The sequence below is a fragment of the Arthrobacter sp. 05T47 genome (genome assembly GCF_056395825.1).
On record NZ_JBFTKG010000022.1, the window covers coordinates 1 to 17916 of the forward strand.

15 protein-coding genes are annotated in these 17916 nt (G+C 64.1%); 5 read left to right on the plus strand and 10 right to left on the minus strand.

What is annotated here, in order from left to right:
- Window positions 1-515: 515 nt before the first annotated feature.
- From AC1DEY_RS15090 to AC1DEY_RS15115, 6 genes are all read right to left on the minus strand, one after another.
- Window positions 516-1535 carry an agmatine deiminase family protein gene (locus AC1DEY_RS15090; protein WP_476868646.1) on the minus strand — a complete coding sequence of 340 codons (1020 nt, stop codon included), beginning with the start codon at window positions 1533-1535 and terminating at the stop codon, window positions 516-518.
- On the minus strand, window positions 1532-2521 hold the full coding sequence (locus AC1DEY_RS15095) for a nitrilase-related carbon-nitrogen hydrolase (protein WP_476868647.1): 990 nt from the start codon (window positions 2519-2521) through the stop codon (window positions 1532-1534). The genes AC1DEY_RS15090 and AC1DEY_RS15095 overlap by 4 nt, the downstream gene beginning before the upstream one ends.
- Window positions 2522-2620: 99 nt before the next feature.
- The gene (locus AC1DEY_RS15100) at window positions 2621-3232 is read right to left on the minus strand and encodes a TetR/AcrR family transcriptional regulator (protein WP_476868648.1); all 612 of its coding nucleotides are present in this window, start codon (window positions 3230-3232) and stop codon (window positions 2621-2623) included.
- Window positions 3225-4742: a purine-cytosine permease family protein gene (locus AC1DEY_RS15105; RefSeq protein ID WP_476868649.1), complete on the minus strand. Its 1518-nt coding sequence runs from the start codon at window positions 4740-4742 to the stop codon at window positions 3225-3227. The genes AC1DEY_RS15100 and AC1DEY_RS15105 overlap by 8 nt, the downstream gene beginning before the upstream one ends.
- Before the next feature lie 241 nt (window positions 4743-4983).
- Window positions 4984-5289: a hypothetical protein gene (locus tag AC1DEY_RS15110; RefSeq protein ID WP_476868650.1), complete on the minus strand. Its 306-nt coding sequence runs from the start codon at window positions 5287-5289 to the stop codon at window positions 4984-4986.
- 176 nt (window positions 5290-5465) lie between these two features.
- Window positions 5466-6731, minus strand: coding sequence for a COG4705 family protein (locus tag AC1DEY_RS15115; RefSeq protein ID WP_476868651.1), 1266 nt, complete (start codon window positions 6729-6731; stop codon window positions 5466-5468).
- Window positions 6732-6873: 142 nt separating this feature from the next.
- Between AC1DEY_RS15115 and AC1DEY_RS15120 the strand changes: the two genes are divergently transcribed.
- From AC1DEY_RS15120 to AC1DEY_RS15130, 3 genes are all read left to right on the plus strand, one after another.
- The gene (locus AC1DEY_RS15120) at window positions 6874-7572 is read left to right on the plus strand and encodes a response regulator transcription factor (protein ID WP_476868652.1); all 699 of its coding nucleotides are present in this window, start codon (window positions 6874-6876) and stop codon (window positions 7570-7572) included.
- On the plus strand, window positions 7569-8960 hold the full coding sequence (locus AC1DEY_RS15125) for a sensor histidine kinase (RefSeq protein ID WP_476868653.1): 1392 nt from the start codon (window positions 7569-7571) through the stop codon (window positions 8958-8960). The genes AC1DEY_RS15120 and AC1DEY_RS15125 overlap by 4 nt, the downstream gene beginning before the upstream one ends.
- A 91-nt stretch (window positions 8961-9051) precedes the next feature.
- Entirely contained in the window at window positions 9052-10143 is a 1092-nt protein-coding gene (locus tag AC1DEY_RS15130) for a type I restriction endonuclease (protein WP_476868654.1), read from the plus strand.
- Window positions 10144-10558: 415 nt separating this feature from the next.
- Here AC1DEY_RS15130 and AC1DEY_RS15135 read toward each other — a convergent pair whose 3' ends face one another.
- Together AC1DEY_RS15135 and AC1DEY_RS15140 are read right to left on the minus strand one after the other, a co-directional pair.
- Entirely contained in the window at window positions 10559-11830 is a 1272-nt protein-coding gene (locus AC1DEY_RS15135; protein WP_476868655.1) for an aspartate aminotransferase family protein, read from the minus strand.
- A 1-nt stretch (window position 11831) separates the two neighbouring features.
- Window positions 11832-12875: a phosphotransferase enzyme family protein gene (locus tag AC1DEY_RS15140; RefSeq protein ID WP_476868656.1), complete on the minus strand. Its 1044-nt coding sequence runs from the start codon at window positions 12873-12875 to the stop codon at window positions 11832-11834.
- 107 nt (window positions 12876-12982) lie between these two features.
- On the opposite strand from AC1DEY_RS15140, the gene AC1DEY_RS15145 reads away from it, so the two are divergent.
- The gene (locus AC1DEY_RS15145; protein ID WP_476868657.1) at window positions 12983-13621 is read left to right on the plus strand and encodes a TetR/AcrR family transcriptional regulator; all 639 of its coding nucleotides are present in this window, start codon (window positions 12983-12985) and stop codon (window positions 13619-13621) included.
- A gap of 58 nt (window positions 13622-13679) precedes the next feature.
- On the opposite strand, the gene AC1DEY_RS15150 is transcribed toward AC1DEY_RS15145, so the two are convergent.
- The gene (locus AC1DEY_RS15150; protein ID WP_476868658.1) at window positions 13680-14117 is read right to left on the minus strand and encodes a hypothetical protein; all 438 of its coding nucleotides are present in this window, start codon (window positions 14115-14117) and stop codon (window positions 13680-13682) included.
- 25 nt (window positions 14118-14142) lie between these two features.
- Window positions 14143-16080 carry a primary-amine oxidase gene (locus tag AC1DEY_RS15155; protein WP_476868659.1) on the minus strand — a complete coding sequence of 646 codons (1938 nt, stop codon included), beginning with the start codon at window positions 16078-16080 and terminating at the stop codon, window positions 14143-14145.
- A 279-nt stretch (window positions 16081-16359) separates the two neighbouring features.
- Here AC1DEY_RS15155 and AC1DEY_RS15160 point away from each other — a divergent pair, with 279 nt between their 5' ends.
- The gene (locus tag AC1DEY_RS15160; protein ID WP_476868660.1) at window positions 16360-17775 is read left to right on the plus strand and encodes an aldehyde dehydrogenase family protein; all 1416 of its coding nucleotides are present in this window, start codon (window positions 16360-16362) and stop codon (window positions 17773-17775) included.
- Window positions 17776-17916 lie beyond the last annotated feature (141 nt).

Sequence of the window (17916 nt, forward strand, 5' to 3'; positions counted from 1 at the left end):
GCCGCCGCATTCGTTATCGCGATGGTCGGCGTCACGGCGGTCGAATTCGGAACCAATCGGCCCATCTCCAGCCTTGTCTCGTCGACGTCGAGCATCGACAGCGGTGCCACCGGGCACACAACAACGCTGGGGAAAGCATTTAGCGGCAATCCGGCTGTCCCGAACGAGACAGACAAATCGCCCGGGAACCCGGCGGAAGTGCCTGGGCAAGTCAAGGAAGGCGCTGGCAAAGCGGGTGCCCTGACTACGGACGGTAGCCCCAGTGGCGTGGGCAGTGGGGCGGCCGGAACTGAAGCGCCGGGAGCTAACGGAGCAAGCGACACCCCGCCGGCAGACCTCGCACCCGACGCCGGACAGAGCCCGGAGCCTTCCCCCGTGACCGAACCGACCTCSGCGCCGGCGGTTCCCTCGGATTCGGGATCGGCCGCGCAGCCCGCACCGTGATGGCGAAGATAGCCCGCTGCTGTGGGCGACGTGCACGTCGCCCACAGCAGCGGGCTWTATAGCTGCCGCGGTCAGAYGGCCGGCTGATGCTGGGTGATGCAATGGATGCCGCCGCCCCGGGCGAAGATGGGGCGGGCATCGACCATCACWACTTCGCGGCCCGGATACGCCTGCTCCAGGATCCGGCGGGCTCCCGCGTCSGCGGGGTCGTCGAAACTGCAGGCGATGACGCCGCCGTTCACCACCAGATGGTTGATGTAGCTGTAGTCGACCCAGTCGAGYTCGTCGCGCAGCGTGTCCGGGGCCGGTACCTCCACGATTTCCCAGGCACGGCCCTGCGCATCCCGGGTCCCGGCGAGCATCGCAATGATATCKGCAGTGATCTGGAAGTCCGGGTGCAGTGGGTTGCGCTGGGAGTGGACCAGCARCACACCCGGYGAYGGGATAGCRGCCACGATGTCCACGTGTCCGCGGGTTCCGAGTTCCTGCGAATCACGRGTCAGCCCACAYGGCAGCCAGATGACATGCGTGGCGCCGATGGTGCGGGCCAGCTCGGCTTCGACGTCCGCCTTGCTCAGGCGCGGGTTYCGGAACTTATCCAGCTGCACCGTCTCGGTGACCAGYACGGTGCCCAGACCGTCCACCTKGATCCCGCCGCCTTCATTRACCAGCGGGCTGTCCAGCAGCTCCGCCCCGGCYAGCCTCACCACTTCCGCGCCGACYTCGGAATCCTTGCCCCAGGTKGCCCAGTCCTGCTGCCCCCAGCCGTTGAAGACCCAGTCCACCCCGCCCAGCCGGCCGTCGTSGCCGGTCACGAATGTGGGCCCGATRTCCCGCATCCAGGCGTCGTCGAGGGGCGCTTCCACGAGGTCAATGSCAGCCGAAAGATAGGTCCGTGCGGCCGYCATGTCYGGCGGGTCCACCACCATGGTGACCGGCTCRAATTCCGCCACAGCATGTGCCACGGCTGCCCACGCCGTGCGGGCCTCATGGGTTTCTTCCGCGGTGTGMCCTATCGAGGAWCKCTCCGGCGGAAATGCCATCCAGACCTTTTCCTGGCGGGCCGTCTCGCTCGGCATCATCCAGCTCATGGCTGGTCCGCGGTCTGCTTGGCGGAGACYGCCCCGTACGGGCGGTCAAAATCGACKTCCCGGGTGAGCTCGGCGTAGGTGTCGGGGCGGCGCGTGGTCAGGAACGGGAACAGGTCCAGCCAGTCCTTGCGCTGGTCCAGGTCRAGGTCGGCTACCAGGACKGCTTCCCGGTCSCGCGGSGCCTGGACCAGKACYCGGCCGTAGGGATCGGARATGAACGAGGAACCGTAGAAGTTGATGTCGCCTTCGTCGCCGGTCCGGTTGGGGACCACCATGAACGTSCCGTTCGTGATGCCGTGGCCYGTGATCACGTGCTGCCACAGCGGCTGGTGGTCGAACTCSGGGAATGTCGGCTCCGAGCCGATGGCCGTGGGGTAGACCAGGATTTCCGCGCCGGCCAGCGAATATAGCCGGGCGACCTCCGGGAACCATTCGTCCCAGCAGGTGGGGAGTCCGACGGCGGCCCCGTCCAGTTCCGCGGGGCGGTACACGGGGTARGCGTCGACGGCCGGWCCGGCGCGGAAGTACGTGTCCTCGTAGTAGCCGGCGCTGACRGGAATGTGGGTCTTGCGGGTGCGTGCCAGCAGCTCGCCCTGGGGCGAGACSAGGATGGCGGTGTTGAAGCCCAGCCCGTCGTTTCCGTCGGAGCGCTCRTAGAGCGAGGCGTGGACGGTGACGCAGTGTTTCCGGGCTGCGTTGGCGGCGAACTCGAASGTGGGGCCGTTGAGCAGGTCCTCGGCATYCYGGGCGGGGTTGCTGCCGGCCCGGACGTTGGCCGGATATTTGGACAGCGTAAGTTCCGGCAGGAACACKGCCCTGGCTCCGGCGTCGGCGSCTTTGCCRATRGCWTSGGTCAGCACCTGCCTCAGCTCGGCGGCGTTTTCCCGCCAGCGGTGCTGSACCAGGGCCACGCGGAGGGGCMKGCGGGTGCTCTCCTGGYTCCGGGCGAAGGAGGCGGGCGGTTCGGTGTTGGCGATGATGTCCATGGTGGTGCTTCCTAACGGGACCCTAGGGGTCCTTGCATGATCGTGGGATTCCGCTGGAATCGCGTCGATTKATRAGTGATTGARAGTTCGGTYGGTGGTTCATTTGCCCAGACCCTGTYCGGAAGGTTCCTGCAAGGTACTCGGGCGTGCTGCGGTGAGTGAGTCGATGGCGGTCGTCACCAGGGAACGCGCATGGTCTGTGGTGATGAAACCGTTGAGCCAGCGGCCGGAGATCCCTTCCACCAAACTGGTGAGGATCTCCGCGGTGACTGCGGCCTCGTCCTCGCTGGTGCCTTCACTGGCGGCCACGATGGCCTGGGCGATCTCACGGTTCCATTCCGCCGTTGTCCGGGAAAGCGGTTCCGCCAGCTCCTTTTCGAAGATGGAGCAGGCCCTCAGTTCGTTCCAGGCCACCGAATTCCGGCGGACATCAGGGTCGTCCTTGATTTCGTCGAGGAGCAGGTGCCTGAAGTGCCGGGCGCGGTCTTCGGCGTCAGGGGAGGCGGGGGCGGCGTCGTCCTTGCTGACCTGCTTGTTGATGTGTTCAAGCGTTGCGGCAAGCAGGCCGGCCCGGTCGGTGAAGTGGTAGTACAGGAGGCCCGGWGAAACTCCGGCTTCTGCTGCCACGTCGTTGACCCGCATTCCCCGGACSCCGTTCCTGGCGATGCAGGTGGTGGCGGCGGTGAGGATCTTGGCTAGTTTGTCAGTCATGGTTTGACAGTAATACGTGCTCACCCCGCTCCGGTGCGGCCTCGGCCAGGGAGGCAGTCGGTTCGGGCCAGAGCCGGAGAGCCGCGAGATAGCCGACGGCTCCGATGACTGTGGAGCCAAGGAAGCTGAGGTCGATTCCCCCGGCGAGCTGCGAGAGCGGGCCCGTGTAGAGGGATGTGTCCGTGGCCAGCAGGCCGAAGACTGATCCGATGGCCCAGGGCATCACGGCCCGGAGGTTCCAGCCGTTGCTGTACCAGTACCGTCCGCGCGGTCCGTTGGCACGAAAGAGCTGGAGGTCTGCGGCGTGGTATTTGCCACGWCGGGCSACCAGGAAGCCCAGAACGTTGATGGCCACCCAGGGGCCGGCGAATCCGTTGAGCACCAGCGTCATGGCGGTGATGGAGTCCACCGCGTTGAACACGAAGACTCCAAGGTAGAGGAGCCCGACGGCGAYCACSGACGTGATCAGCGTGGTGTGGATGCGGCGCAGGCGCGGGAAGAGGGCTTCGAGGTCCAGGCCGCTGGCGTAGAGGTTGAGCACACCCTGGCCGAGCCCGCCGGCCAACGCGATGATGAGGATCGGCAGCAGGTACCAGGCCGGCGCGGACCTCACCAGATCTGCAACGTAGGAACTGCCGAGTTCCGGGATGGCCGAGGCTGTGAAGGCGCCGAAGAGAGCCGTGACAAACAGGCCCAGGAACACACCGAGGCAGGTGGCGCCGACCACGGAACGGTCCGAGTGGCGTTTCCTGGAGATGCGTCTGCTGTAGTCGCCCAGCGTGGGCGCGTAGGACAGTGGGCCTCCGACGGAAATGACGGCGGCCAAAATCCAGGTGGGCCAGAAATCGCCCAGAAGGTAGTCGGCATGTACGGAGGTGGGGCTGAACGTGGGCGCGAAAGCAACGACGCCGACCAGCAGCAGAATGCCGACCACCGGGGCGACAAATTTCTGCATTGCCACCACGGTGCCGTGGCCAAAAAGCGCGACCAAGACGATTTCCACGGAGATCACGGCGTAGCCGATGGCCAGCGTGGTGCCGTCAACGGGGACGCCCAGCAGCCGCTCGGCGGCGGCAACCAGCGCGTCGCCCGAAGTCCAGACCGCGATGGCGGCGTACGCAAGGGCGAATAACAGGGTCAGGGCCGAACCGATCAACCTTCCGCGGGTGCCGAAGTGTGCGGCGCTGGAAACGGTGTTGTTGGTGCCGGTCCGTGGCCCCAGCAGAGCCATCGGGGCGATCAGGGCCGTACCAAGCAGGAGACCGGTGAGGCTGGCCGTGGCGGCGCCGACGAAGTCCAGGCCGAAGGTAATGGGAAGCCAGCCGAAAACGATGACGGAGAAGGCGAAGTTGCCGCCGAAGAACACGGTGAACAGGTTCCGGGGGCGGGAGGTGCGTTGGTCGTCGGGAATGAACTCAATGCCGGCCGACTCAATGCGGCCGAAGCGGTCCTTGTGCGCGGATGCGGCACCGACGGAATCCGCGTCTTTGCGGAAGCGCGTGCTGATCATGGCAAACCTTTCGTGAGCTACATCACATTGATGTATTGCATCAACCATAAGTCCTGACTGAATTTTCAGTCAATAGCTCTCATCGCACAATCTGCCTTATTTTTGGACGGATCCGGCGCTGCGCAGGCCGCCTGCCAGTGGGGCACCGGAAAGCGGACGACGGCGGTACGTCCCGCCGTCGTCCGGGGACGGGATGAAGTTGCGGTTCACTTATCCGGCGGGACCACCGGATTCTCAGCGGTCAGCCCGCGCCCTGGCCCTCCCGGGCCACCTCTTCCAGAATCCTGGCGGTCGGCGCTGCCGTCATCAGCTGTCCTATCACCTCGGGGTTGTCCCACACCTGGGTCCGCAACTTCTCCAGAAAGGCGGTCGCGGCGTCCTGGGTGTCGAAGTCAAGGAGCACGGCCACGCTGTTCCCGTCCTCGGTATCCCGGAACACGCGGACAGACCGGGCGCCCGAGGCCGCGCGGCCTGCGGGATCCGTGTCAAACACTTTCTTGAAAGCCTCATACTCCCGGACCGGGTAGCTAATTTGCAGGGTGAACATCGTCGTTCCTTTCCCTCGGGCTATGGCAGGGACCACGATAGGCCGTCCGGCGTTATCCCGGTAGGGCCGAAGGTGAGCTTAGAACGTGCTGCCCTGCCCTCTTGGCGCAGGTAAACGTAGCAGACGACGGCGGGACCTCCCGCCGTCGTCCGCCTGCACCTGGATGCTCGTCTTGTTCAGGCACCTCCGAGTGTTGCGAGGAGGTTCTTCAGGGCAGTCTGTTCGGTCGCCGCCTTGGGGGTGGGCGCGCGGACAGCGGACAAGACGGGATCGATCTGTTTGTCGATGTAGGTCCAGGCACCGCAGTCGGCAGCGTTCAGCGCAGATTGGTTGTCATCCCAGGCGGTCTCGAGATCGGTAACGCGGGCCGCGGCTGCGGCCTGGTCGCCCTTCTTGACGAAGGCGAGGGTGTCGGAGGCAATGGTTCGGAACTCGGTCATGTTCGCGGCAGGGAAGTTTGCTTTCGCTGCCGCCTGGGCCTCAGGCTGGGTCGGCACGGAACCGGCAGTGCAGCTCTTTGCAGGGCTTTCGTCGGCGAGGGCGCTCTTGTGCGGGAGGCTGCTGGTGTAGGCGAGGAGCATGATGGTGGCGACCGCGACAACTGCCAGGATTCCCAACGCTGTCCGAGGACGCCCGGGAGGCGTTGGAGTCGCTGTCTTGCCCGATGCGCGTTCGACGGTGTCGGTTTTGCTGATTGAGAGATACACAACGGTGGCGAGGATGGCCAGGAGGAAGATGATGCTCGTGGTGAGCGTGCCCAGGCCCAGGCCGCCTTCGGGGGCGGTGAGGCTGAGCCAGTCTCCGATATTCGCGCCCAGGGGACGGGTGAGGATGTAGGCAATCCAGAAGGCGAGTACTGGGTTGGCGCCGAAACGCCAGAGGGCGGTGACGATGCTGATGAGGATGAGGGGCAGCAGAATTGACGCGCCCGGTCCCCATCCGGTGAGATCGAGGGTCCAGTCGCCCAGGGCCGTGCCGAGGGCGAACGTCACGAGGACAGCGAGCCAGTAGAAGGCTTCGCGGGGCCTGGTGGTGATGCTGTGGATGGACAGGGTTCGTTCTTTGACGAACCAGATGGCGAAGACCACAGCGAGCATCACAGAGAACACGCTGGCGCTGATCCAGAGCGGTACGCCTGCCTGGTCCGTGAGCAGGTCGGTGTAGAGCGTTCCGGTAATGCTCAGCAGAACCACCGTGAGCCAGTACGTGTCCGGGCGGTAGCGTCGGAGCCTCATCTGCACGGCGAGTACGACGGCGGTGACGCCGGTGAAAATGACAGCCGTTTCAACGAGGCCTACTCCGAGGGCTACGTTGATGAAGTCGGCAAAGCTCTCTCCGACCGTGGTGCAAAGGACTTTGATGATCCAGAACCAGATCGTGATCTCGGGAACCTTGCTCAGAAGCTTGGTTGGGGGCGGCGACGTCATCTCTCGGGTGCTCATGAACTGCACCCTTCCATTCGTTGCTCCGGTGAAACTGCGAAAAAAGGGCCCCTGTCTGAGAATTCTCACAGACACGCCGAGGGGACACCGTGGCGGTGCCCAGAAGTGCCAACGCGACGCCCGGTTCGGCGAGAATAGCTCCATGGCTGAATCTTGTGACCGTCCCGTGCGAGTGCTGGTGGTCGAAGACGACACTGAACTTGGGCCTCTCCTCGCCCGCGGCCTCGGCGTCGAAGGTTACGAGGCGCACTGGATCGAAGACGGCCTGACAGCCCTGATCGCGGCCCAAGAAACGGACTACGGCGTCGCGATACTCGATGTGATGCTGCCGGGGATGTCCGGATTCGAACTTTGCCGCCGATTGCGCGAGGCGTCACCCGCGCTCTTCATCCTGATGCTCACGGCCCGGGACGACGTCAGCGACCGCGTGAGAGGGCTGGACGCCGGCGCCGATGACTACCTCATCAAACCCTTCGCTTTCAACGAGCTCGCAGCCCGGCTGCGGGCACTCCGTCGCCGGGAGGGCCTGGCGCTCAGTCCCCGGATCGAGGTCGGCGAGCTGATCATCGACAGCCACGACCACGAAGTGCGAGCGGGCGGGAAGGTAGTTCCGCTGAGTCCCAAGGAATTCGCGCTGCTGCGTTTTTTGGCCCAAAACGCGGACGAGACACTGCCACGGGAGCGGATCCTGCTGGAGATCTGGGGAACTCTTCAGCACGCAGATTCGAATATCGTCGATCAGTACATCAGCTACCTCCGCCGCAAGCTCGATCCGCTCCCGACCGGGGTGAGCCTGCGCACCAAACGAGGTGTCGGTTTCCAGCTTGCGCGAGACCTGTGAAGGCGCTTTACAGGCTCTCCATCCGTGCCCGGATCACGATGGGCACGCTGCTGCTGGCCGCTTTGTTCTTCGGTGCCGTTGGCCTCGTCGTGCGGCAGCAGGTCGAGAGCCTTATGCAAAACGCCGCTTTCGAAGTACTCCAAAGCGACGCCGCCCAGTTCGAGACGGCCATTGAGCAGGAGCCAAACGAACCTCGTGACAATCCCGGCGAGGGTCAGCTCGTTGCAGTCATCGATCCTGCCGGAACCAGCCAGGTTTCGACGCTGCCTGCGGCCATCACCTCGAATATGGCTCATATCAACCGATCCAGCACCGGTCCGCAGCAGCTTGTCGCGGGTGAGGCCACCTACTTGGTCGCCGTCGAAACCGTTCCGACCGGCGCCGGTAACTGGACCATCATCTCGGCCCGCAACCAGCAAGAATCCGATCTCATCCTCACCAACCTCACCACGGGGGTGACCTTGGGCCTCGGCGCCCTCACGCTTCTGTTCGGCGCCGCCTCGTGGCTTCTGACGGGAGCTGCGCTCCGCCCAGTTACGCAACTTCGCCGGAGCGCGGAAGCGATCGTCGCGGCCGGTGCGGACGACTTGCTGCCCGTGGGCCCGGCCCGGGATGAGATCACCGGCCTCGCCGCGACCCTAAACCGTCTCATCGAGACCCTCCGGGCATCGGCCTCCCGGGAACGGCAGCTGGTCTCGGATGCCAGCCACGAACTGCGCACACCACTGGCGGTTCTGCAGGCGCACCTTGAGCTGCTCCGCGCCGGCGACCGCAGCAACATTGACTCCGATATCCTCGGCGCCGAGCGTGCAACCACCCGGCTCTCCGAACTTGTAGAAAGCCTGCTGGAACTCTCCCGCCTGGATGCCGGTGGCCCAACACCGTCGGCCACCGACTTCGGGGCCCTCGTCGATGAGGCGGGCGAAGCCATCGACCGGGCCCGGCTCCGCGCCATGGGCCAGGACGTCGAGATCGAATTGACCACACCCGAGAACGCAGACCGCGCCGTACCGACACCAATGCCTGCCCTCCTCTACGGGAGGGTGCTCGATAACCTGCTCTCGAATGCCCTCCGCGCCGTCGACGGGAAGGGAAGGATCACCGCCACCATCAGGCAGGAACCCTCCCACATAATCACCGTCATCACCGACACCGGCCCTGGCATCGAGCCGGACTTCCTTCCCCACGCGTTCGACCGCTTCTCGCGGGAAGAGAACGTGCGCGGCACAGCGAACGGCTCGGGATTGGGATTGGCAATCGTCGCCGCCGCCGCGGAATCGGTCAGCGGCACTGTCGCCCTTGAGAATGCAGCTACCTCCGGCCTTGTTGTGAGACTCGAGATCCCTGTCCCCCGGGAACGCCCCGCGCCTCTCCAGGATCACCCGTAGGTGGGGCCTAATCTCACCCTTCGGCTACCTTCATCAAATTGACACAGGGCTGCGCTACGGTTGGCAGCACCGTCAATTCTCAGGGGGACAAATGGAGTTTGCAGAAAAACTTTCAGCTTTGGCAGCAAAGGTGCGCCAGCAGCGGGGTGTGATCCAAACGGAAGAGGCCACAAAGAATGCCTTTGTCATGCCCTTCATTTCCACAATTCTGGGCTACGACGTCTTCAACCCCATGGAGGTCGTTCCGGAGTTCATCGCGGATGTTGGGCTCAAAAAGGGCGAGAAGATCGACTACGCGATCGTCAAGGACGGCGAGGTCCAGATCCTGATCGAATGCAAGAAGTCCACGGAACCGGTGAAGATCGAGCACGCATCCCAGCTTTTCCGGTACTTTGCCGTCACCAACGCCAGGATCGCCATCCTTACCAACGGCGAGGTGTACCAATTCTTCACGGACCTCGATGCACCGAACCGCATGGACGCCAAGCCGTTCCTCGTGCTCGATTTGAACGACATCGACGAATCCCTCATTCCGGAGCTGCAAAAGCTGTCAAAGGACGTCTTTGATCTCGATTCGATCATCAGCGCGGCAGGCGAACTGAAATATATCGGCGAACTCAAGAGGACCTTGGCGGCACAATTCAAGGAGCCCGAGGACGAGTGGGTTAAGTTCCTCACCGGTCGCGTGTACACAGGCCCCTACACCCAGAAGGTGCGCGAGCAGTTCACCGCGTTGGTGACTAAAGCGTCCAAGCAGTTCCTGAACGACCAGGTCAACGAGCGGCTGAAGAAGGCCCTCGGCGGCGCGGCCTTCCCGCAAGTTGAGGACGTAACGGTGGCTGCCAGCGTCACCAGCGCACCTGTGGCCGAAGCGGATCTGGCGGAGGCCGACGGCTTGGAGACCACGCTGGAGGAAATTGAGGGTTACCAGATCGTGCGGGCCATCGTCTGCAGCGAGGTCAAGCCCGCCCGTGTGGTGCAGAGGGACGCCAAGTCCTATTTCGCAGTGCTGCTGGACGACAACAACCGCAAGCCGATCGCGCGCCTGCACTTCAACCGCACCCAGAAGTACATCGGCATCTTCGACGACAACAAGGAAGAGACGCGGGTGCCGATTAGCTCACTGGAAGAGATCTACGAGCACACGGCAGCACTCCGTGCGAGCGTCAAGAGCTACTTGTAAACGCGACCGCTCTCGACCGGCTCCCACTGGAGGCCTGCCGGAAATACCCTGAACCAACAGGACAGAGTGGGAAGACGACGGCGGGACCTCCCGCCGTCGTCCACTTGCGTTGGGTGCCGGCCACCAGCATTCAGCGGCACAACGGCGCGGGGTGAGGCGGCATGAGGGCGGTGACGTTGATTCGGAAGACGCGCTCCCAGAGCTCGCCATCCACCTCGTGGACCGGACCTAGGGGGGCGTTCATACGAACATCGTGGCGCGGTTGGGCAGCCGCCACGGTGACGATGTACAAGCGTCGACATCGGAGTCAACATGCCCTGCCGCTCCAAGGGCAACGGCGCCATCCTCAGCTCCGGCGTCAGCTGGTTGGCGCTGCAGGGAGCGGCACCGGTGCCGGCGTCCAGCATCAGCGGGTTCAGACTTCCTTAAGGCTGATTTTCAGTGCATCCAGGAGAAGGTCCGCGTGCTCGCTCCGGAATGCAAGCGGCGGGCGGATTTTCAGCACGCTGTCATCTCGGCCAATACGGCTGATCAACACGTGGTTGCGTTTCATGGCCTCGACCAGCCGTTTGGTCCGGTCTGCAGAGGGTGCTTCCGGGACTTTGTCGTCGAAGACCTCAAAACCGAAGAAGAGGCCGGTTCCTTTGATGGGTCCAATAAGCGGATACTCTGCGCGGAGCTTCTCCAGGGATTCCTTGATTGACGCCCCAAGGATGGTGGCCTTTTCCGGAAGCTGCTCGTCCTGGAGGATTGAGAGCACGGTGCTTCCAACCACCGCCGAAACGGGGGTTCCGGCGAAGGTGTTGAAGTAGTTGTTGTGTGGACCGAAGCGGTCCAGCATTTCACTGCTGGTGACCACTCCCCCGATGGGATGACCGTTGCCCATCGGTTTGCCCAGCGTCACGAAGTCGGGGGCTGCACCGATCCGCTGGTGGCCCCAGAAATGCGTTCCTGTACGTCCGAAGCCGGACTGGACCTCGTCAGCGACCACGAGCCCGCCCGCCGCGTGGACTCGGTCGATGACGCCAGTTATGTAGCCTGCCGGAAGGGTGTTCAGTCCCTCCGTGGAGAAGAGGGAGTCGAAAAGGAAGCCTGCAAGGCCATAACCGGCACGGACGAGGGATTCGATTGCGGCATCTACTTCAGCAAGGGATGCGGCCAGCAGGTCTGGCTCGCTCAGTGTGGTGCGGTCCATGTCCGGAATGCGGATGGGCCGGACTTCGGCGGCCAGGGCCTCGCCTGTCCGGAGCCCGGTGGTCAGACCGGCCAAATACGAAGTGTGTCCGTGGTAGCTGAAGTCCGAGACCAGGACGCCCGAGGCACCCGTAGCCTGCCGGACCATTCTGAACGCGAGATCGTTGGCCTCTGAGCCACTGTTAGTGAACAAGACCCTGTTTAATTCAGGCGGAAAGGTGCCCAGGAGTTGCTCGGCGTAGTCCACGACGTGGTTGTTCAGATAGCGTGTGTGGATGTTCAGCCGGCTCGCTTGATCAGCCATGGCGGCTATGATCCGGGGGTGGCAATGGCCTACCTGGGGCACGTTGTTGTAGGCGTCAAGGTACTGCTCGCCGCGGGCGTCCGTGAGCCAGACGTCATGGGCCGCCACAAATTCCAGGGGCTCATCGTAGAAAAGCGGTGAGTAGGGTCCAAGTGTTTCGTAGCGGCGTTTCAGCAGGTTCGCGGTCATTTCAGATTTCTCCTTTGGGTGTTGCCGATGAATCGTCGTGGTGTATCCACCCGGTTGAACCGCTACCGGTAAATCTTTTTGCCGCTTCGACCACCCAAGGGGCCAGCCGGGATTCAGCAAAATCGCTGGCCGGATCCCCTGGACGGTCTGCGGCCCAACCCAGGTAACTCATGCCCCGCGCAATCAAGAAGGCGTCCAATGCGTCGCGTTCGGAGGAGCACAGCGCACGGACGCTTTCGTAACCGTGCAGGAATGCCTCCGCCAGGGTGGCGTAGTTCGCGTGTGGGGTGGCGAAGAAGAGCGCCGTGGCGATGTCGAAGCCGAACCAGCCTTCGCCGAAATCGTCAAAGTCGATGATGACAAGTCCGTTGCCGGTGGCAAGGACGTTTTCGAAGGTCATGTCGGCATGGATGGCCCCGAACACACTGCCATCCCTTCCGAGCGCTCCAATTACTTCCGATGCAGCCTCCGCGGCCTCGGCCAAGGACAGGCGGTCCTCCGGCGTGAGGGACCGCAGCCGGGTTCCATCACCCCAGAGGGCGCCGGGACCGAAAAGCCCGTCCAGGTCCCAGACAGGTCTCCGAAGGGATTCCGGCGAGGTGGTGGATTCTGCGTGACGATGGTGGCGGGCCATCACAGCACCCAGTTCGCGCATGTGGTTCTGGTCCAGAGTGCCGGCCCCCGTAAAGACCTGGAACGAGTCTGCGATAGGGAAGGCATCGGGGAACCAACGCTGGACGGAGACCAACCGCTGGTCGCAGTCCACAGGGACGGTGTAGCCGCCAAGGAGACTTTCAACGGGCTCTGGTACTAGGAGACCGGCTTTCCGAAGGCCGCGCAGATGGTGCGATTCGCACTCGATCTCGGCGGCCGCCCGGTAACCGGGCCGATGAATCCGCACGGCGCAATCCTGGTCGTCGTGTTCGACCCGGAAGACCTGATTCTCGCGTTGTTTGATGAACGTAACTCGCGCTGCGGAGTCGATGCCAAACATTGGAAGGGCCTCACGGACCATGGCCACGCCGGGGGCAAGGGAAGCTGTCATAAAACTAGACTAGCGGTCTAGTTTTCGGACTGCAAGTCTTTTTTCGAGAAGGACGTAGGGTGAGATGTGGGCCGCGAACGGAGTGGCACAAAGGCTGAGGAGGGCACATGTCAGTGGAGAGCGCGAAGCGACTAAGTCTCCGCGAACGCCGGCAGGTGAGTACGCGCAATGACCTGATCCAGTCGGCATTGGCCGTGATTGCCGAAACCGGGACAAGCGACCTCTCTTCGGTGACGGTGGGCAAGATCCTGACGGACAGCGGAATGGCGCGGGCCACCCTTTATGCCCATTTTCCCGGTGGTCGCGAAGAGTTGCTGGCCGCGGCATATCAGCGGGTGGCCCATCAATTCTTGGACAACGCCCGTTCGGCAATCGAATCCAACGGCGGCGAGAAGCTGAATTGGACGCAGCGGGTTGAGGCCTACGCAGAAGCACTGCTTGCAGTCTCAGCGGACAAGGGAATCGGTTACTTCTACAACATTTCCGGACCTCAGCTCTTGGGCTTCAGCAAAGAACGTGGCGTCGGATCCACGGGCGTGTTCACGGCCTTCAGCGCCGAACTCCAAATCGGGACTCGTGAAGGAAAGCTACCAACAGGCTCGAGCGAACCGCTGGCCGTCCTGCTCGCCGGGAGCTTGCGGGATGCCGGGATCCAAGTGGCGCTCAATCCGGACAGCGGGGGCCAGTTGCTGGGCGCTTTTCGGTTTCTCCTTCGATCCTTGAATGAAACGCACGACGCTAGCTGACGGAGCAGCGGGTTCGGACGGCCCTTTGTGGGCAAGCCGCGCATGTCGGCGCCGGCGCCTAACCTTCGGGCAGGACGCGAGGCCTTAGCCGGGATACGAGCGTGGCGGCGAGCAACGCCGTCGTGAGTTCCAGCCCGATGACCAGCAAGAGTTCAGCGGCGCCGGACGCCTCCACAACCTTCGACGCTGGCCCCCCGCCGTGGGCATGACCGGCGCCGCCCGATCCGAGCAGCAAGACAGTATGCAGGAGCACCATCGCCACGGCCGAAATGGTGACCTGGTGGAGAGCTCCAATTCTGCTGTGGCGCCAGATATGCACAGTGCATGGGACACAGACCGCCGCCAAGGCAATCATAAGAGCGCCGAGCCAGGCGTCGTGGTGCCCCGAGGCCGCAAGCCACAGGTGCACCAGGCAGGACACGGCCGTAAGTGCTGCGCAGATTCGCGGGTGCAGGACGGGTCCGGCTGACCGGACCCGTCCCGCCGTCGTGGTCATTTCGTGATTCCTGATGCGAAGGCGCTTAGCTGTGGCAGTGTCCGCCGGCGTCGCCGTCGGCATGGCAGCCAGCGGACGGCTGCGAGTTGGCGGGCACGTCCAGGACGGGGCTGCGGTCGAAGAAGCCCTCCGGGCGGAGCTTGAAGCCGACGGTGTCCACRGGCATSATGGGCCAGTCCTCCACCCGGGGGAAGTGSGTCAGGCCGAAGGWGTGCCACACGACGAKGTCCTGGCCGTCGATGTCGCGGTCCTGGGAGATGTACGCCGGCAGCCCGGCTCCCCCGCTGTGCTGGTTGACGAAGTCGCCGGTGGGGTAGCGCTCGTCTTCTGCGTAGCGGGTGACCCAGAGGTCCTTGGTGGCAAACGCGGCGCGGCGTGCGATGGACGAGCCCGGGTCGGCCAACAGGGTGGGCTGATTCTGGGAGTGGAGCTTGTAGCCCACGGCTTCGCCGAGCCGGTTGCGGGACTCCGGATTGGAGATGATCCACGTCCGGCCATTGGCGGCATCGGCGTCGCGGACGGCTTCTGATTCCCGGGTGAGGACCGTGCGCTTGCGGGAGAATGCGTTGCCGCGTTCGTTGCCCTCGCCCATCGCCTGCCGGACCACGTCCTCTTCCTCCACCCGGTTGGTGAACCCATCGATGGCCATGTCCAGGCGGGCACTGAAGATGTGCTGGTGGAACGGCGCGCCCAGGCCCGGAGCGAGCTGGGAGATGTTGTCGGAGCCGCCTTCAGGGTAGGCGGAGGTGAAGACGACGCCGGTGGCTTTGGCCTCGAATTCAATGGTGCCGTCGAGGTAGAGGTACCAGTAGAAACCGTAGTCGTAGTTGCCGATAGTGGTGAAGAAGGAAATCACCAGGCGGCGGTTCCGGCGCGTGTAGTTGATGCCCGTGTACATATCAGAGTGCTTGGACAGGATGCCCCAGTCCTCTTCGTGCATGCAGATGCCGTTGCGGATCTCGCGCGGATTGCCGAACGCATCGCTGACGATCGGGCTGAGGTACGTGATTTCGCCGAGGCAGTCGCAGCCCAATTCGAGCGAGTTTGCGTACTGGCCCACGAGGTACTCGCCGGTGTCGAAGTAGTTCTGCCAGGACCGGATCGGCGACGGATCTCCGTAGGGAACCACCATCTCGGCGATGGATGCCCGGTTGATGATGGGCCGGAGCCGGTCCCCGTCCTGGAAGGCCAGGTTGTGCAGCACAATGCCTTCGCGGGCGTCGAAGCCGACGTCCAGCCTCCACTTCTCCCACTCGATGTGGTTTCCGCCGGTGACGGTGAAGCTGGGCCCCTCTGGCTGGGTGATGTTGATGGGCTTCTGCGTGGTCCGCAGCGGGCCGGTGAGCTCCGGGTCGGTGTAGTTGCCGTGTTCGGCGGGAACCGGGAAGATGCCGGTGTCGATCACCTGGGTCACAGCCTTGCTAACGACGTCGACGTATCCAACCAGGCCATCGACCGGGTGCGCCCACGCGCTGTCCTCGGGGAAATCCTGCACGAAGGCAAGCCCGCGGAGGATGCGCCGGCCCTTCTCCTCCGGGTACTCGTAGACACCAGCGGAGAGCGGGGCGACGCGGACCTTGCTGACATCCAGGTTCCGGGCGGCCAAGGCCTTGAGCCACCGCTCGTCCTCGGCCAGGAGCTGCTCGACGATCTCGAACTCCTCCTCCAGGACGGGAAGCTCCCCCGCGACTGTTGTATCGAGCTCCAGAGCGGAGATCAGCGTCCCCGTTGTCACAGAAACAATCGCGTCCGTCGGTGCGGCTCCTGACACGTCATGAATGAATGCGCGGAACCGGCGGTCCTCCGCCTCCTGCTCCCGTGACGGATCCAGAAGTCCGAGGTAGGCGATCCGCTTCTCCGGTCCTAGCAGGCCGTTTGCACTCAACAGCGACTGAGCTTCCTGGATTTCGTCAGGGGACGCCAACGGGTGGCGGACGGCCGTTTGCAGTACTGAAGTTCGCATGGATCCTCCGGTTCGACTTCGAAAAAATGTTTTTCTATGACTGTAGATAATACGCGATTGTGATCCTGCCCACAAGCGCGAGGCGGGTCTCGAGATTTTTTTTCGCCAAGTGTGGAAAAAAGATGGATTGGCGTCTACTGTGTGATGTGTCACACGGTAGAAATGTGCCGGACAGTGACGGCAGCGCGCTGAGACCGCGCGGAGTGCGCCGATCGGCCACCAGCAAAACTCTCCCCGTAAGACCAGCACCCCCTCTCCCTATCCCCTAAAAGGAGCACGATGAGCACCAGCACAGCCACAAGTAACGTGGAACCGTCGCCGGCCGCGGCAGGATCGACCCGGACAATTCTTAACCCCGCCACAGGCCAGCCCGTCGGGGAGGCTCCCGTCCACACCGTTGAGGACCTGGAACGCGCGGTCGCCGGCGCCGAGGCAGCGCAGCCGGCCTGGGCCGCGCTGGGCCACGACGCCCGGTCCGCCGCGCTGCTCAGGGCCGCCGACGCCGTCGAACGCTCCGCCGAGGAACTCGCCCGCCTACTCTCCCGCGAGCAGGGCAAGCCGCTGAACGGCCCGAACGCCCGCTTCGAGGTCGGCGCCTGCGCGGCCTGGCTCCGGACGGCCGCGAGCACTCCCCTGGAAGCGGAAACCGTGGTGGACGACGGCGAAACCCGCGCCGAACTGCACTACCGGCCCATCGGCGTCGTGGGCGCGATCGGGCCTTGGAACTGGCCCATGCTGATCACCATCTGGCAGATCGGACCGGCACTGCGGATGGGCAACGCCGTGGTGGTCAAGCCCTCCGAATACACCCCGCTCTCCGTCCTGGCCCTGGTCGAAATCCTCAACCAGGAACTCCCCGACGGCCTCCTCACGGTGGTTTCCGGCGGCCGCGACGTCGGCGAGGCCCTGGCCGAACACCCGGCGATCGGCAAGRTCATGTTCACCGGCTCCACCGCCACGGGCAAGGCCATCATCAAATCCTCCGCSGRCACSGTCAAACGCCTCACCCTTGAGCTCGGCGGCAACGACGCCGGCATCGTCCTGCCCGACGCAGACCCCAARGCCATCGCCGAGGGCCTGTTCTGGGGCGCGTTCATCAACACCGGCCAGACCTGCGCCGCACTCAAACGCCTCTACGTCCATGCGGACATCTACGACGCCGTCTGCGAAGAGCTCACGGCCGTGGCCGCCGCGATGCCGATGGGCAACGGCCTGGACGAGAACAACGTGCTGGGCCCGCTGCAGAACCGGGCCCAGTACGACATCGTCGCCGGGCTCGTCGAGGCCGCCCGCGACTCCGGCGCCAAGATCCTGCTCGGCGGCAACCCGGTACTGGACCAGCCCGGCCACTTCTACCCCACCACCCTCGTGGCCGACATTGACAACGACAACCCGCTCGTCGCCGAGGAACAGTTCGGCCCCGCCTTGCCGATCATCCGCTACACCACCGTGGACGAGGCCGTGACAATGGCCAACGCGCTCGACGTCGGACTCGGCGCCTCCGTCTGGTCCGCCAACCCCGCCGAAGCCCGCAACGTCGCGGCCCGGCTCGAAGCCGGGACTGTGTGGATCAACGCCCATGGCATGGTCAACCCCCTGATTCCCTTTGGCGGGTCCAAGCAGTCCGGCTACGGACTCGAATTCGGGGTCGAAGGCCTCAAAGCCCTCGGCGTTCCGCAGATCATCAACGGCTGAAACCGGCCGGCGTCCGTAAGGGCGCCGGGCCGGGCAGCCCACCAGATTCTTCCTCCGGCAACAACGGCAACGTGACCACGCGTCCCCGTACCTGACGAACCCGGACTGTGTGGTCATTGGTCGGCCACCCCCTATTTTTCA